We start from the raw sequence: 15,013 nt of genomic DNA on the forward strand, positions 1-15,013 counted from the left end.
TAACCGTGGCGGTCAGCGCGAAGCTGATCGCGGCCAATTTCATGGCGTGCAACATGCCAAAACCCCCCGGTTCCTGCTTGGGGTTGCTCGTAAGCGGACAGGTACGGCAACACTACTTACAAAAGCCGTTAGGGTTTGCCGGGATAAAGCACTTCGCCAGGGAAGGCTGAACCGGCGACGTGCTACAATCATCGAGTTCCAGGGCGGCAGCGCAGGCTGTGGTGTTCGCCCGTGGGCGGGGCCAGCGCGGCCTGGTAGCCGAGCTTCGGTTTACCTAGTGGACGAACCGCGCCACGACGTCCCGGTACGAGCGGCTGACCTTTACGCTGCCGCCTGAGTTCAGGATCAGGAAACATTCGCCGTTGGTGTGCGGCTTCACCTGCTTGACCAAATCCAGGTTGACGATCGTCGAGCGATGGACGCGCTGGAAACGGCGCGGGTCGAGGCGCTTCTCCAGGTCCTTCATCGTCTCGCGCAGCACCAGCGAATTGTCGCCAGTCTTGATCACCATGTAATCGCCCGCCGCCTCGATCAGTTCGATCGTGTCGATATCGACGCGAAAGATCTGGCCCTGGTCCTTGATGTTGATGATCTTTTCGAACCGGTTGGCGGCGAGCTCGCCGCCGCCGGAGTGCGCATCCCCTGCCAGGTCGGCCGCCGCCTCGGGCGCGTGCTCGGCGAGCGCATCCTTGAGCATCGCCGCTTCGCCGACGCTGTGCTTCTCGCTCAGCCGCTGGCGGACGCGGTCCATCGTGTCGGCAAGGCGCGCCTCGTCCACCGGCTTCATCAGGTAATCCACCGCCTGCGCCTCGAATGCGCGCAGCGCATGATCGCCATAGGCGGTGACGAAGACGAACAAGGGCGGCTCCACCTCCAGCATTCCCGACACCACGGAGAAGCCGTCGAAGCCGGGCATCTGGATGTCGAGAAAGACGAGATCGGGCTTGTGCGTCTTGATCGAGCGGATCGCCTCGCGGCCGTTGATGCATCGGTCGACGATCTCGACATCGTCGAACCGCTGCAGACGAAGTTCAAGTCCCTGGGTGGCGAGCGACTCGTCGTCGACGAGGATGGTGCGGATGGTCATGCTGCCTCGCTTGGTGAGCTGGTCCGTTGCGTGTCTTCCAGCTGAAACGGGATCTCGATCGCCACCGCGAACCCGCCTTCGGGTGTCGAGCGGGTCACGAAGCGCTGGTCGGGCCCAAAGGCCTGTACCAACCGCTCCCTGATGTTGGGCAGCCCGACGCCGGTGGACAGGCTGGGCAGCGCCGCTCCCTCGCGCAACCCCGGTCCGGTGTCGGACACGGTGATCTGCACGCGATCTCCGGCGAGCCGCACCTCGATGCAGATATCGGCGCCCTCTTCCTGCGGCGTGACCGCGTATTTGATCGCGTTCTCGACCACGGGTTGAAGCAGCAGCGAGGGCAGGCGCGCGCGCTCGGCTGCGGGATCGATGTCGAACTTGGGGCGTAGCCGGGCCTCGAAGCGCATCTTCTCGATCTCGAGGTACAGCTTCAGCGTCTCGACCTCCTGCGCCACGGTGACATGCGCAGTCGGTTCATTGGCCAGCGTGTAGCGCAGGAACGAACTCAGCCGCGACAGCATCGCGTTGGCGCGATCGGTCTGTTTCAGCAGCACCAGCGTCGAGATCGAGTTCAACGTGTTGAACAGAAAGTGCGGGTTTAGCTGATAGCGTAGCATCGCCAGTTGCGCGGACGACGCCTGCATCTCCAGGTCGCGCATCTGGTCGATCTGCTCCTCGACCAGGATGTAGAAGTTGATTCCGAAGTAGAGTGCCGACCAGCCCGCGAGCACGGTGAAGCAGATGTAAAATGCGCTGATGAACTGCGCCAGCGAGACCCCCGGCGCAAGATTGCGCAGCGAGATGAACGAAAACGCAAAGGCAACCAGAAACGCGTAGATGAGCGTCGCCCCGAGCAGCGTCGCGACGGTCAGCACGACACCGGCCACGCGGGGCATGCGCCGGTAATAGCCGTACAGCGTCGACAGCAGCAGTGTCAGGCAATAGCCCAGGATCGCTTCGATCAGCACCGGCACGACGACGTCCATCGACGGCCCGCCCGAGATCGATGCCGCCTCCCGAACGATCAGATAGCCACCCCAGCCGACGGCCTGCAGCGTCCAGAACGCGCGGCCCTTGTCCTCGAAGAACGGCCGGACGTTGAGCGGCGGGTGTTGACGGGGGGCGAGGGAGGCCATCGGTGGGCCGGGTATAGGCGGCGGCGGCGCGGGGCGGAAGGGCGGAGACACGCCTGCCGTCCAGACGCGAAAAGGGCCGCCGTTCCCTGAAGAACGACGGCCCCTCGATGATCGGGTCGGATCAGAAGCCGATGGTGATCGTGCCGCTGACGGTGCGTGGCGCACCGATCTGGACGTTCGGTGGGTTGCCGTAGCCGGACACCGCGCCCGTCGTTGCACTGCTGTTGATGACCTGGTTCAGGCCGCCGCCGAAACCGCCGACATAGAACTGGTCGAACAGGTTGTAGACGTTGAGCTGGAAGTGGGTCCGCGCCAGTCCGAACCGCTCCAGGCTGTAGCGCGCGTCGAGGTTCACCAACCAATAGGCCGGCGTCTTGGCGGGGAAAAGCTGCGTCGTGGCCGTGCCGACCAGCGCAACGACCGGCAGGTTGGTGTCGTAGATGAAGCGCGGGCCGGTGCGCTTGCCGGTCAGACCCAGGTCGAGACCGGCGGCGCTGACACGAGCGGTGCCGCCATAGGTATAGGTCGGCGACCCCGATTCGCGCTTGCCGGCGGTCGGCGCGAAGATCGGGGCGTTGAGCGTGGTGCAGCCCTGAAAGCCGGCGGTGACCTGTGTCGCGGTGCACTCGCCTGCGATCACATCGTCCTTGATCTTCGACTTCAGATACGAGCCGAACACGTAAAGGTTCAATGCCGGGATCGGCCGGTACGACACATAGCCGTCGATGCCGTATTTCTCGACCTCGCCGAGATTCCTGAACACCGAAACGTTCAGTTCGGGATCGAATGCTGAAGCCTGGCGGTCCTTGTACGCGTTGTAGAAGGCGGTGACCTGTGCCTGTAGGGTGCTGCCGCGATAGCGCAGGCCGAGGTCGACGTTGTCCGTCGTCTCGGGCCGCGGCTGCGCCTGGGCGGTGTTCGCGGCGAAGAAGAAGCTGTTGTAGAGATTGTCCGTCGCCGGAACCGAGACGCCCTTCGAATAATTGCTGAACACGCTGAGCCGGTCGACCACGTCGAAGGTGAAGCCGACGTTCGGCAGCACCTTGTCGTACTTGAACACGCGCTGCTGCGGACCCTGAAGGGTCGGGTTCAGCGCCGCATAGGTCGTGTAGCGCGAGTTACCTTGGCCGAAGCACTCGACAAAGCCGCCGGCCGAGCTGGTGGCGCAGAAGTTGTTCAGATCGCGCTCGAAGAAAGGCGCGCGCACACCGGCGTTGAGCACCAGACGTCCGTCCATGAACTCACCGCGATATTCGCCCCACAGCTGGTGCAGCGTCGCATAGGAGAGACGGTCGCGCTTCTGCAGGATCGATCCGGTGACGTCCGCCAGCGGATTGTTGACCGGAAAGACGTCATCAGGCTCGCCGCTGATCTGGAGCAGGCCAACCTCGCCGGTCTGGCGATGGCGGGCGCGATCGAAGGTGTAACCGACGCGGACCGCCTGGCCCTGGCTGAAGTCCCAGCGCACACCCGCAATCACAGCATAGCGGCGCGTCTGGGTCTGGCTCGGCGCCAGCACGGTCACGGTGTCCAGCACATCGCCGTCGCCGTTCACGTCACGCCCGAAATAGGGCACGCCGCCCAGATACCCGGAGACGCACGTGTTGGTCGCGCTGTTGGGCGCCGTCGTGCATTGCGCAACGGTCGCGGTGCCCCCTGCCGGATTGATGTCGCGCAGAGCGCCCTCAACACCGGACACGGTGCCGCCACCATTCGCCTTTGTGTACTGATAGCTGGGGTCGACCGTGAAGGTCAGCGCGCCGACGGTGAAGCGCGATGCGAGCCGAACGTTGCCCGTATTCGACGGATTGTAGCGCCGGTCGAACTCGGTGCCGCAGCTGGCGCCTGCCGTTGGAGCGGCCGGCGCAGGAGCAATCGTATCGGCTACGCCGGCCTGCGGCGTATCGACGTTGCACGGGAAGTTGATGTTATACCGGCGCTCGTCGCTGCTGGTCGGAAAGCGATTGGTGGCGAGGCCGCCCACGACGCGGGGCGCATCGGTACGCAGCGGCGACGAACCGAAGAAGTTGTTGCGGTTCTGGTTGTAGTGACCGGCAATCGAGATGAAATCGCCACCCGATCCGATCGGCTGATAGATCTTGGCGTTGTACTGCTGCTTGTTCACCCGGCCATAGTTGTTGAACGGATTGTTGTTGGTGGCCTTCGACGCCGACACGAAGGCGCGGGTGCCGAACGACGTCAGGTTGCCGGTCTCGATCATGCCGAAGACGCGGTGGAATTTGAAGTCGCCGTAGGACGCCGACAGCATGGCGCCGAGCTCTTCGCGCGGCGTGATCGTACGGTAGTTGACCGTGCCGCCCGCGGCGGACGCCGTGGGACTGTCGACGTCGGTGGTGCCCAGGTTGACGTTGACCTCGCCGATGATCTCGGGGTCGAACTGCTGGTTCGAATAGATCGCGTAGTTGCCCGAATCGTTGAGCGGGATGCCGTCGACCGTCAGCGACACGCGATCACCAGTGAAGCCGCGGATGTTGAGCGTGCCGCCCGACGAACCGTACGCGTCATTGTTCTGGAAGCTGACGCCCGGCACCAGGTTGATCGTGTCGAGGATCGACTGGCCGGGATTCTGCCGGCTGATCAGCTCCTGCGAGATGACCTGCTTCGCCTTGGTCGTGTCCGGCGCGGCGATGCCGCCGACCTCCTGCGCGCGGCTACCGGTGACAACGACCTCCTCGGCACCCTTGTCCTCGAAATCGATCGATCCGGTCGACTGAGCGTTGGCGGCTGCGGGAATCGCCAGCGCGGCTGCCGCCACACCGAGAAGGAACTGATATCGCATGAAAAACCCCTTGGAGCGTTGCTGGCGCGGCAGAATCGGCACCGGTTGCTAATCGCCGTGGCAGGATAGTATTGCGCTTCGGTGACAGCGGCTAGCCGTGAACGGGTCGAGCACGACTCAATCTATGTTGCGTTGCAAAAAAGTCACGGCGACGCCCGCGCGACGATCTCGGCCCAGCCTGCCTCGTCGATGATCCGAACGCCGAGCTCGGCCGCCTTCTTCAGTTTGGAGCCGGCGCCCGGACCGGCCACGACCAAGTCGGTCTTGGCGGACACGGCGCCGGCGACGCGCGCGCCCAGCGCCTCCGCCTGCGCCTTTGCCTCGTCGCGGCTCAGCGTTTCCAGCGTGCCGGTGAACACGATCGTCTGGCCGTTCACCGCCGACGCCCGAACCGTCACGGCGAACGGCGGCGGCGACAACTGCGCGAGCAGGTCGTCCCACGCGTCACGATTGTGCGCCTCGTGGAAGAAGTCGCCCAGCGCGGCGACGACGCTGGGACCGATGCCGTCGATGCCCTGGAGCTGGTGCAGCGCGTCCGGATCGCCCGCGCGCGCGGCCTCGGCGGCGTCGCGCAGCGCCGGCAGCGTGCCGAAATGCTTCATCAGGTCGCGCGCGGTGATCGCGCCCACATGGCGGATGCCGAGCGCGAACAGCAGCCGCGCGGCGTCGGGCGCGCGCTTCGCCTCGATCGCCGCGAACAGCGCGTCCACCGATTTCGCCTGCCAGCCCTCGCGCCCGATCAGCGCGTCGCGGTGACGGGACAGGCGGAAGATGTCGGCTGGTTCGGTAATCCAGCCCAGATCGATGAACTCGACCAGCGTCTTCTCGCCCAGTCCGTCGATGTCGAGCGCGCCCCGGCTGACGAAGTGGCGCAGCCGTTCCAGCCGCTGGGCGGGGCAGATCAGCCCGCCGGTGCAGCGGATGTCGACCTCGCCTGCCTCCGCCACCGCCTCGCTGCCGCAGGCAGGGCAATGGGCGGGGAAGTCGAAGGCGGGCCGTTCCTCGTCCCGCGTCAGGTTCTCGACGATCTGCGGGATCACGTCGCCGGCGCGCTGCAGCACCACGCGATCGCCGGGACGGACGCCCAGCCGCGCGATCTCGTCGGCGTTGTGCAGCGTCGCGTTGGTGACGACGACGCCCCCGACCGTCACCGGCTCCAGCCGCGCGACGGGGGTCAGCTTGCCCGTACGCCCGACCTGGATGTCGATCGCGTTCAACGTCGTCTGCGCCCGCTCGGCCGGGAATTTATGCGCTAGCGCCCAGCGCGGCGCGCGGCCGACGCTGCCCAGCCGCGCCTGCCAGTCGAGCCGGTCGATCTTGTAGACGACGCCGTCGATGTCGAAGGGCAGGTCGGCACGCCCCGCCTCGATCGCGGCGTAGACGGCGAGCGCCGCCTCCAGGTCGTCGCAACGCCTGAAACCGTCGGCGAGGGGGAATCTCCAGCCGCGAAGCGCCTCCACCACCGTCGCCTGCGTCTCGCCTGGCAAGGTGGTCGCCTCGCCCCAGCCATGCGCGAAGAAACGCAGCGGTCGGCTTGCGGTGACGCTCGCATCCTTCTGCCGAAGCGATCCCGCGGCGGCGTTGCGGGGAGTGGCGAACTGGCGCGCGCCCTCGCCGCCTTCGGCGAGCAGCCGTGCGTTCAGCGCCGTGAAGGCGGCCTTTTCCATGTACACCTCGCCGCGCACCTCGAACACGGGCGCCGCGCCGGCGGGCAAGGTCTGCGGGATGTCGCCGATCGCCGCGACGTTGGCGGTCACGTCCTCGCCGACCGCACCGTCGCCGCGCGTGAGGGCGCGGACCAGCCGACCTTCTTCATAGCGCAGCGAACAGGACAGCCCGTCGATTTTGGGCTCGGCGGTCAATGCGACAGGTTCGTCATCGGCCAGCTTCAGGAACCGACGGACCCGTCCGACGAACTCACGCGCGTCCTCGTCAGAGAACGCATTGTCGAGGCTCATCATCGGCCGCGCATGCGCCACCTTGGAAAGATGCCCCGCCGGAGCCGCGCCGACCTGTTTGCTCGGCGAATCGGCACGGGCCAGCTCGGGGAAGGCCGCTTCGATCGCCGCGTTGCGCCGGACCAGCGCATCGAAGTCCGCGTCCGCGATCTCGGGCGCGTCGTCGGTGTGGTAGCGCGCATTGTGGTGCGCGATCTCGGCCGCCAGCCGCTTCAGCTCGGCGGCGGCGTGAGCCCTGTTGGTCGGCGGGTCGGTCATCCGAGCCACCACCCCGGCCAGGCGGCGACGATCAACCCGCTCAGCAGTAACGCCATCGGCAGCGGCCGCCAGTCCAGCGCCGCCGTGATCGCGATCCCCGCAGCGGTGTTTCGTGCCGCCACCGCCGCTGCGACGAGCGCCCACAGCTCGATCTGCAACCACGGTCCGCCCCGAAAGGGTGCCGCCAGCGCCAGCAGTAGGACGGCGACAAAGGCGACGGCGGACATCACCATCAGCACCACGCCGACCGGCAGCATGGCGAGCGCGAACCGCGCCTCGCGACGATGGGCGGGGGTCATGCCGCCTCCAACAGGCGATCGGCCTGCGCGCGCGCTTCGGCGGTCACCGCCGCGCCGGAGAGCATGCGCGCGATCTCCTCTCGGCGTTCGGCCTCGTCGAGCGTGCGGACGCCGGTGCGGGTCACGGTGCCGTCGTGGCTCTTGGCGATCAGCAGGTGCTGTGCGCCCCTGGCCGCGACCTGCGGCGAGTGGGTGACGACCAGCAGCTGCGTTCCTTCCGCAAGCCGCTGCAGCCGCTCGCCGATCGCCGACGCCACCGCGCCACCGACGCCGCGATCGACCTCGTCGAACACCATCGTCCGCGCAGCCCCGCGCTCGGCGAGCGCGACCTTGAGCGCGAGGATGAACCGCGACAGCTCGCCGCCCGAGGCGATCTTCGTCAGCGGTGCGAACGGCGCGCCTGGGTTGGTCGAAATCTCGAATTCGATCCGGTCGGCGCCGACGGGCGACCAGCCATCCTCGTTCAATGGAACCAGCGCGGTGCGGAATCGGGCCGCATCCAGTTTCAACGGTGCAAGCTCGCGCGCGACGGCCACGTCGAGGCGCTTGCCGGCGTCGGTCCGGGTCGCCGTGAGCGTCGCCGCGGCGTTGCGATACTCCTTCTGCGCGCGCGCTACTGCGGCGCCCAGCGCCGCCATGCCCTCCTCGCCTGCGTCGAGACGATCGAGTTTGGCGCGCAGGTCGTCGGCCAGCGCCGCCAGTTCGTCGGGCTGAACGCGATGCTTGCGCGCCATCGCACGGAGTTCGAACAGCCGCGCCTCGTCATCCTCCTGCGCGCGGGGATCGAATTCCAGCGCACGGGCGGCGTCGCGTAGCCGTTCCTCCGCCGCCGCGCCCTCGATCACCGCGCGATCGACCGCCGCCAGCGCGTCCGCTAGCGCCGGGTGATCGGCTGCGATCCGTTCCAGCACCCGCGCCGCCTGACGCAGCCGCGACAGTCCGCCGTCCGAACCCTCCAGATGGGTTTCGACCGCGCGCAGGTCGTCCGCGATCTTCTCCGCGCGCTGCATCGTGCGGCGGCGATCAGCCAGCGTCTCCTCCTCGCCCGGCTCCGCCGCGAGCGCCGTCAGCTCGGCCACGGCATGTTCCAGCCACTCGCGATCCGCCTGCGCCGTCGCGATCTCGCCTTGCGCGGCGGCAAGCGCCGCCTCGGCGTTGCGCAGCCGCTCCCATGCGCGGGCGACGGGAGCGGCATCCACCCGGCCGAAGCTGTCGAGCAACGCGCGGTGCCCGGCCGGGACGAGCAGCCCGCGATCGTCATGCTGGCCGTGTATCTCAACTAGATGCCCGGCCAGTTCACGCAGTAACGCGGCCGACGCAGGCTGATCGTTGACGAAGGCGCGGCTGCCGCCATCGGCCTTGACCAGCCGGCGGACGATCAGCGGCTCGCCCGGTTCAACCTCGAAGCCGCCGTCGGTGAGCAGGGTCGCCAGCGCCTCGGCGGGCGGATCGAAGCTCGCCGTCACGCTCGCCTGCGCCGCGCCGTGGCGTACCAGCCCGCTGTCGCCGCGCGCGCCCAGCGCCAGTCCCAGCGCGTCGAGCAGGATCGACTTGCCCGCGCCGGTCTCGCCGGTCAGCACGCCGAGGCCGGCATCGAACCGCAGGTCCAGTGCCTCGATCAGGACGACGTCGCGGATGGAGAGCGCGGTCAGCATCGGGATCGCATATAGCGAGGCAACCGGCCGAGCGGGAGGGTTCCCCTCATTCCCGTGCGCTTCCCCGGCGGAAGCCGGAGCCCAGTATCGGCGCACGGCGCCGATCGATGCTCCCGCATCGTTCTATTTGCTTCGGCTGGGCCCCGGCTTTCGCCGGGGAGGTGCTATTTCGAAACGAGAGATTCAGTTCGGCGTCGTCGTCGGCACCGGCGCGGTGTTGCCCGGTACGGTGGTCGCCGGCCCCGAGGTGGGAGCCGAAGGCGCGCCTGCCGCCGCATCGCTCGCGCGCGGTGCGCTGGGGTTGGTCGTTCCCGTGCCCGAGTCACCCGGCAGCGACGCCGCCCTCGCGCCCGGTAGCCCCGGTGGCACCGCCTGTGCGCCGGGCGTTACCGCCGCCAGCTGCTGTGCGGGATGATCCTGCATCAGCTTGAAAGAGCGCTGGTACCAGATCGAGCCGGCATAATTCCGGCCGAGCACCGCCGCCGCTTTTTGCGCTTCCTCCGACACGCCGAGCGCCAAGTAGGATTCGACCAGCCGCATCAGCGCCTCGGGCGTGTGGGTGGTGGTCTGATACTGTTCCACGACATTGCGGAAGCGCATCGACGCCGCGAGCCACTGCCCGCGCGTCGCATAGAAGCGGCCGACCTCCATCTCCTTGCCGGCCAGGTGATCGTTGACCAGATCCACCTTGAGCCGCGCATCGGCGGCATAGCGCGATGTCGGGTAACGTCGCGTCAGCTCGCCCAGCGAATCGAGCGCCTGGCGCGTGATCTTCTGATCGCGGGTGACGTCCTGGATCTGCTCGTAATAGCCGAGCGCGATCAGGTAGTAGGCATAGGGCGCGTCGCGATTGCCCGGGTGCACCGTCAGGAAGCGCGTCGCCGACTGGATCGACTGCGTGTAGTCGCGGTCGAGATAATAGGAAAACGAACTCATCAGCTGCGCCCGTCGCGCCCAGACGGAATAGGGATGCTGACGCTCGACCTCGTCGAACAGCGCCGCCGCCTCCTTGTAGGTGCCCTGGTCCAGCCGTGTCTTCGCCGCGGAATAGAGCGTGCCCACGTCGCGCGCGACGTAGGGCGTGTCGCCGCGCACGCCGCTGCGACCGGCGCAGGCGGATAGGGAAAGGGCGGCCGTGAGGGCCAGGGCGATGGCGCGGGACTGGAGAATACGCATGAGGCAGCCTTTAGCGCGGGATGGAGCGGGTTAACAGACCTCTGCCTGTCGTCATGCTGAACTCGTTTCAGCATCCATGCGCAACGTCGGCGGCAGGATGTATCGCCTGCGTTTCGCACGGGCCCTAGAAACAAGTTCAGGGTGACGGAATTTGAGGATAGCGTTGCCCAATCTCGAGGACCGAACATGCCCGCCACCCTGCTGCAGACTCATCGCGTCGAGAAACCCTGGGGCCGCCGCACGCTGTGGCCGGGCTTTGGGGACGTCGCGGACGGCGGCGCGCCGGTGGGCGAGGTCTGGTATCAGGCGCGGGGCGACACTACCCCGGATCTGTTGATCAAATATCTGTTCACGGCCGAAAAGCTGTCGATCCAGGTCCATCCCGACGACGCGCAGGCGCACGCGCGCGATCTGCCGCGTGGCAAGGACGAGTGCTGGACCATCCTCGCCGCCGATCCCGGTGCCACGATCGCGCTCGGGCCGAAGGTGCGGACCGACCGCGAGACGCTGACGAAGGCGGCGGAGGACGGCACGATCGAGGCGCTGCTCGACTGGAAGCCGGTGCAGGCCGGCGACTTCTTCTACTGCCCGTCCGGGACGATCCACGCGATCGGCGGCGGCCTGACGCTGATCGAGGTGCAGCAGAACTCCGAAACGACCTATCGCCTGTTCGACTATGGCAGCGACCGCGAGCTGCACCTGGCGGACGGCATGGCGGTTGCGAGCACCGAGCCGTATCGACCGATGGTCTCGCCCGGTCGCGCTGCTGAAGGGCGCGACATCGCGGTCGAAGGGCCGAAGTTCGTGTTGGAGCGCTGGGCCGGTGGCGAGCGTGCGGTGGAGATGCCCGATGGGGTGCAGGGCTGGCTGGTCGTCATCGCGGGTCAAGGCGAGGTCGCGGGGTTGGCGTTCAAGGCCGGCGAGTGCGTCACGGTGCGCGGGAGCGAGACGGTGCGCGCGAGCGAGGATGCGGACCTGCTGTTCGCCTATCCTGGGGTGAAGCGCATTTAAATCCTCCCCGGGACGGGGAGGGGGACCGCCGCGCGCAGCGCGGTGGTGGAGGGGGCGGGCCATGATCGTCACCCCGCGCCGCGAGCCCCCTCCCTCAGCCGCTTAGCGCCTGCCACCTCCCCGTGAACGGGGAGGATTGGTGACGTCGCTTTGATCAGCCGCTAAAGCCCGCCGATGGCCCACCCCGGCACCCTTTCGCCGACGGCCGGCCTTGGCCCCACGTCTGCGCGTGGCGAACTTACGGCGCTCACCCGGCTCGCCGCGCCGATCGTGGGCGCGAACCTGCTTCACATGGCGGTGTTCGCGGTCGATGTGGTGTTCGTCGCCCGGCTGGGCACGACGGAGCTCGCCGCCGCGACGATCGCGGTGTTCCTGTTCAATGTTCTGTGCTGGGCCATGATCGGGCTGACCTCGGCCGCCGAGCCGCTGATCGCCGCCGCGATCGGTCGCCGTGTCGGCACGGTGCGCGACACGCGGCGCTCGTTCCGATCGGGTCTGTGGTTGGGTGTGCTGGCGAGTGGGCCGATCATGGGGCTGATGTGGCAGGGCGAGGCGCTGTTCGTGGCACTCGGCCAGGACCCTGTCGTCGCGGCGCGCGCGGGCGCGTTCCTGCGCATCGCGGCCTGGGGCGTGCCGTTTGCCGTCGTGGCGGGCCTGATGCGGCTGACGGCGGCGGCGCTCGGGCGGCCCGGCTGGGCGTTCATCGTCACCGCGCTGGCGCTGGGCGTCGCGATCCTGGCGAACTGGGCGCTGGTATTCGGGCACCTCGGCGTGCCCGCGCTGGGGCTGGAGGGATCGGCGCTGGCGGGGGTGCTGGTGTCGATCGCGATGTGCTTCGCCTATGCGGCAATCTTCCAGCTCGACCGCCAGCTGCGGCGGTTCCGGCTGTGGGGGCGCTGGTGGCGTCCCGACTGGGCCCGGATGGGCGAGGTGGCGCGGCTGGGCGCGCCGATCGCGCTGACCTGGACGTTCGAGGGCGGGCTGTTCGGCGGTGCCGCGCTGCTGATGGGGCTGATCGGCCCGGTCGAGGTCGCCGCGCATGCGGTCGCGCTCAACGTCGCCGCAGTCATCTATCAGATCCCGTTCGGCATCGCGCAGGCTGCGACAATCCGCGTTGGCATGGCCTACGGTGCGGTCGATCACCGCTGGATAGCGCGCGCCGGCAACTCGGCGCTGCTGCTGGGGATCGGCATCATGGCGGTCACGGCGCTGATCACCTGGGCGGTGCCCGGGCTGTTCGTGTCGGTATATCTCGACCGGGACCTGCCCGATACGGTTGCGGCGGAGGCGCTGGCGATCAGGCTGCTAGGCGTCGCTGCCATATTCCAGCTGATGGACGGTGCGCAGGCGGTCGCGCAGGGCGTGCTGCGCGGGCTTCAGGATACGCGCGTGTCGATGCTGGTGGCTCTGGGCGGGTATTGGGTGGTCGGCTTTGGCACCGCCGTGCTGCTCGGCTTCCGCACGCCGCTCGGCGCGGTCGGCATCTGGTGGGGGCTCGCAACCGGGCTCGCGGTGGTGTCGGTGCTGCTGATCTGGCGCTGGTCGGCACGGGCGCGGCTGGGGTTGTTGCCCTCTTAATCGCCGTGCGGCTAACCCAAACGGGCTACATTGTAGGAGCCTGCCCATCGATCTACCCTGCGCGCGAAGTGGGGACCCACATATTGGCAGGTCATGTCGTGCGAGGCGCGTTGGCCGCGCTTCTGCTGCAGTTGACGGTTCCCGGCCGCAAGCATCACGGCAGATCGCGTTTTGGCGCCCGTCACGGCCGAGCCGGCGCAAACCACCGGACCCGCCGCCGCGCCCTTGCCGGCAGCCACGGCAGAGCCGGTTGCGCGCAGTCCATCGGGTGCGCTCGATCCCGGCATCCTGCCCCAGCTTGTGGGCAGAACGTGGATTCACGACACGGGAATCAAAGCTACGATCACGCTGAACGAGGACGGTCGCTACAAGGCCAAGGTTCTCTACGACACGCACTATATCGATTTGGGCGTGGCCGGCGCGCCAACGACGAAGTCGTCATGCGGTGGTACTGTATTGCTGGAGTCGGACTATCGAGGCGGTGCCAATGGCTTCGGAGCGCGGTGGGCGGGAAGTCGGCTCACCTCTTTCGGGGGCAAGAAGAAGGAGGCGGAGCTTGAGGCGCTGCTCGGCGCCCGGATAGCCGATCTCGGCACATTGATCCTTTCGCCCGGCCAAACTGCGCGGAATTATGCGATGATTTCGCCTCGGTCCCAGCCCAGCGGGGCCGAGGCGGGTTCGGGGGGCGACTTGTCCCAACCCGCTTCCGGCCGGCAGCAGATGAGCGCGCCAACGATCACGGCGGACAGTTCGGGGTCAAGGAGCTATCTCGGAGTCTCTTGGTAACCGATCGACAACGTTTGGGCGGCGCAGCTTGGGCTGGCCCCCGGTCAGGGAGCGCTGGTCGCGAACGTCGTCGCAACAAGCCCAGCGGCAAACGCCGGGATCGGTACCGGTGACATCATCCTCGCCTTCAACGACGAGCGGGTCACCTCAGCGCAGAGCCTTGCCGTTCTGATCGCCAAATACTCTGCCGACACGAGTGTCCGCCTTTCCACCCTGCGTGCCGGGCGGCAGTCGTCGGTACGGGTGACACTGGAGGCGCCGATCGCGGTCGCGGCAGCCGCCCAGCCAGCGCCGGCAGCGACCGCGCCGGTGGAGACTTCGGCGATCTACACGCGCCGGACCCCGCCGGCACCGCGCAAGAAGCGTGGCGGCGGCGGCTTGTTCGGCGGCCTGCTCGAGCCGATGCGGAGCGCCACAAGGCGGAGATCGACGCGCGCGTGGCCGAGATCGATAGCCGCGGCCGCGCTGACGCGGACGCTGCCGCGAAGGCTTCCGCCGCACGGGCGGCGGCGGCCAAGTCAGCCGCCAACTCGCCATCGAGCGGCGGCTTGATCGTGCGGGATGATCGTGCGGACGAGGCGCGCCATGCGGCCGAGGCGTCCCGGATTGCGGCCGAGGGTGAAGGGCGCGCGGCAGCCGAACGTGACAGGGTCACAACGATGCGCGCGCAACAGGATTGTGAAGCCGCGGAAAACGCCAAAAAGCGCGAAGAACGGCGCATTCAGGCGCTGATCAAGTGTCACGGTTCACTCGAAAAGGCGAAGACGGCCAAGGCAACATGCGCATTGCCTGGCCCGCGCGGCCACGATCTAGGGTGTAATCCGACAAGGCAGTCGCAGGTTCCACCCCTTGACGCGTTCATCCGCTCTCCACATATGCGTCCTGCTGGCACTCGACTCAGGTGAGTGCCAAAAACCTGTCACAAACGTCAGAGGGACACGCCTCCATGAACTTTCGTCCGTTGCACGACCGCGTCCTCGTACGCCGCGTCGAAGCCGAAGAGAAGACCGCAGGCGGGATCATCATCCCCGACACGGCCAAGGAAAAGCCGCAGGAGGGCGAGGTTGTCGCCGCCGGCACCGGCGCACGGTCCGAGTCCGGCGAGGTTCACCCGCTTGAGGTGAAGGCCGGCGACCGTATCCTGTTCGGCAAGTGGTCGGGCACCGAGGTGAAGGTCGACGGCGAAGAGCTGTTGATCATGAAGGAATCCGACATCCTCGGGATCGTCGGCTGAGCCTTCGGCGGGAACTAGTTTCCGCCGGTACGCATCGT

General features: G+C 67.6%; 13 protein-coding genes. 6 read left to right on the plus strand and 7 right to left on the minus strand.

Going from position 1 to position 15,013, the window contains the following annotated elements; all coding sequences use genetic code 11:
• Positions 1–274: 274 nt before the first annotated feature.
• The 7 genes from JWN21_RS01055 to bamD all read right to left on the minus strand — a co-directional run bounded on the left by JWN21_RS01055 (position 275) and on the right by bamD (position 10,366).
• Complete coding sequence (locus tag JWN21_RS01055; RefSeq protein ID WP_299645541.1) at positions 275–1,087, minus strand: LytTR family DNA-binding domain-containing protein; 813 nt, start codon at positions 1,085–1,087, stop codon at positions 275–277.
• Positions 1,084–2,220, minus strand: a complete 1,137-nt coding sequence (locus JWN21_RS01060) for a sensor histidine kinase (RefSeq protein WP_299645542.1) — start codon at positions 2,218–2,220, stop codon at positions 1,084–1,086. Before JWN21_RS01060 ends, JWN21_RS01055 begins: the two co-directional genes overlap by 4 nt.
• A 121-nt stretch (positions 2,221–2,341) precedes the next feature.
• Positions 2,342–5,020, minus strand: coding sequence for a TonB-dependent receptor (locus JWN21_RS01065; RefSeq protein ID WP_299645543.1), 2,679 nt, complete (start codon positions 5,018–5,020; stop codon positions 2,342–2,344).
• 143 nt (positions 5,021–5,163) lie between these two features.
• Positions 5,164–7,236: an NAD-dependent DNA ligase LigA gene (gene ligA, locus JWN21_RS01070; protein WP_299645544.1), complete on the minus strand. Its 2,073-nt coding sequence runs from the start codon at positions 7,234–7,236 to the stop codon at positions 5,164–5,166.
• Positions 7,233–7,535 (minus strand): hypothetical protein, encoded by a 303-nt coding sequence (locus JWN21_RS01075; RefSeq protein WP_299645545.1) that lies wholly within the window; start codon positions 7,533–7,535, stop codon positions 7,233–7,235. Before JWN21_RS01075 ends, ligA begins: the two co-directional genes overlap by 4 nt.
• A complete protein-coding gene (gene recN / locus JWN21_RS01080; RefSeq protein WP_299645546.1) occupies positions 7,532–9,190 on the minus strand; it encodes a DNA repair protein RecN in 1,659 nt (552 codons plus the stop codon). Before recN ends, JWN21_RS01075 begins: the two co-directional genes overlap by 4 nt.
• 183 nt (positions 9,191–9,373) lie before the next feature.
• Positions 9,374–10,366: an outer membrane protein assembly factor BamD gene (bamD, locus tag JWN21_RS01085; protein WP_299645547.1), complete on the minus strand. Its 993-nt coding sequence runs from the start codon at positions 10,364–10,366 to the stop codon at positions 9,374–9,376.
• A 186-nt stretch (positions 10,367–10,552) separates the two neighbouring features.
• Between bamD and JWN21_RS01090 the strand changes: the two genes are divergently transcribed.
• The 6 genes from JWN21_RS01090 to groES all read left to right on the plus strand — a co-directional run bounded on the left by JWN21_RS01090 (position 10,553) and on the right by groES (position 14,975).
• On the plus strand, positions 10,553–11,377 hold the full coding sequence (locus tag JWN21_RS01090; RefSeq protein ID WP_299645548.1) for a class I mannose-6-phosphate isomerase: 825 nt from the start codon (positions 10,553–10,555) through the stop codon (positions 11,375–11,377).
• A 174-nt stretch (positions 11,378–11,551) separates the two neighbouring features.
• Positions 11,552–12,955, plus strand: coding sequence for an MATE family efflux transporter (locus JWN21_RS01095; protein ID WP_299645549.1), 1,404 nt, complete (start codon positions 11,552–11,554; stop codon positions 12,953–12,955).
• A 171-nt stretch (positions 12,956–13,126) separates the two neighbouring features.
• Entirely contained in the window at positions 13,127–13,741 is a 615-nt protein-coding gene (locus tag JWN21_RS01100; RefSeq protein ID WP_299645550.1) for a hypothetical protein, read from the plus strand.
• A gap of 54 nt (positions 13,742–13,795) precedes the next feature.
• Positions 13,796–14,293 carry a PDZ domain-containing protein gene (locus JWN21_RS13925; protein WP_367182892.1) on the plus strand — a complete coding sequence of 166 codons (498 nt, stop codon included), beginning with the start codon at positions 13,796–13,798 and terminating at the stop codon, positions 14,291–14,293.
• Positions 14,179–14,646 (plus strand): hypothetical protein, encoded by a 468-nt coding sequence (locus JWN21_RS01105; protein ID WP_299645551.1) that lies wholly within the window; start codon positions 14,179–14,181, stop codon positions 14,644–14,646. The genes JWN21_RS13925 and JWN21_RS01105 overlap by 115 nt, the downstream gene beginning before the upstream one ends.
• 41 nt (positions 14,647–14,687) lie before the next feature.
• Positions 14,688–14,975 carry a co-chaperone GroES gene (groES, locus tag JWN21_RS01110; RefSeq protein WP_299645552.1) on the plus strand — a complete coding sequence of 96 codons (288 nt, stop codon included), beginning with the start codon at positions 14,688–14,690 and terminating at the stop codon, positions 14,973–14,975.
• Positions 14,976–15,013 lie beyond the last annotated feature (38 nt).

It is taken from the genome of Sphingomonas bacterium (assembly GCF_028292945.1).
Taxonomy (GTDB): domain Bacteria; phylum Pseudomonadota; class Alphaproteobacteria; order Sphingomonadales; family Sphingomonadaceae; genus Sphingomonas.

Excerpts from the sequence above, each read along its gene's own strand:
- JWN21_RS01060 (WP_299645542.1), bottom strand. The coding sequence starts at position 2,220 with ATGGCCTCCCTCGCCCCCCGTCAACACCCGCCGCTCAACGTCCGGCCG.
- JWN21_RS01075 (WP_299645545.1), bottom strand. The coding sequence starts at position 7,535 with ATGACCCCCGCCCATCGTCGCGAGGCGCGGTTCGCGCTCGCCATGCTG.
- ligA (WP_299645544.1), bottom strand. The coding sequence starts at position 7,236 with ATGACCGACCCGCCGACCAACAGGGCTCACGCCGCCGCCGAGCTGAAG.
- groES (WP_299645552.1), top strand. The coding sequence starts at position 14,688 with ATGAACTTTCGTCCGTTGCACGACCGCGTCCTCGTACGCCGCGTCGAA.
- JWN21_RS01055 (WP_299645541.1), bottom strand. The coding sequence starts at position 1,087 with ATGACCATCCGCACCATCCTCGTCGACGACGAGTCGCTCGCCACCCAG.
- JWN21_RS01065 (WP_299645543.1), bottom strand. The coding sequence starts at position 5,020 with ATGCGATATCAGTTCCTTCTCGGTGTGGCGGCAGCCGCGCTGGCGATT.
- bamD (WP_299645547.1), bottom strand. The coding sequence starts at position 10,366 with ATGCGTATTCTCCAGTCCCGCGCCATCGCCCTGGCCCTCACGGCCGCC.
- JWN21_RS01090 (WP_299645548.1), top strand. The coding sequence starts at position 10,553 with ATGCCCGCCACCCTGCTGCAGACTCATCGCGTCGAGAAACCCTGGGGC.
- JWN21_RS01095 (WP_299645549.1), top strand. The coding sequence starts at position 11,552 with ATGGCCCACCCCGGCACCCTTTCGCCGACGGCCGGCCTTGGCCCCACG.
- recN (WP_299645546.1), bottom strand. The coding sequence starts at position 9,190 with ATGCTGACCGCGCTCTCCATCCGCGACGTCGTCCTGATCGAGGCACTG.